The 244-nt window shown below is 55.3% G+C and carries 1 protein-coding gene; it reads right to left on the reverse strand.

The window, feature by feature from the left end; translation table 11 throughout:
- A partial coding sequence (locus MXD62_RS09390; RefSeq protein ID WP_248828972.1) for a peptidase dimerization domain-containing protein occupies positions 1–244 on the reverse strand: 244 nt, incomplete at both ends.

The raw sequence follows: 244 nt of genomic DNA on the forward strand, positions 1-244 counted from the left end.
GTACCGTACATCGTCGCCGAATTGGGAATGATGTTGTAGGTTGTGCCCGAATCGATTTTTCCAACCGAGATAACGGATGGCTTGATCGGATCAACGCGGCGGCTGACGATTGCCTGCAGTCCGCCGATCAAATGGCTTGCCACATAGATCGGATCGATCGTATCGTGCGGCATCGAGCCGTGGCCGCCTTTGCCCTCGATATAAATCCGGAATTCATCCGCTGACGCCATCATCGGGCCATGGC

The sequence above is a fragment of the Frankia sp. Mgl5 genome (assembly GCF_023242985.1).
Taxonomy (GTDB): domain Bacteria; phylum Actinomycetota; class Actinomycetes; order Frankiales; family Frankiaceae; genus Parafrankia; species Parafrankia soli.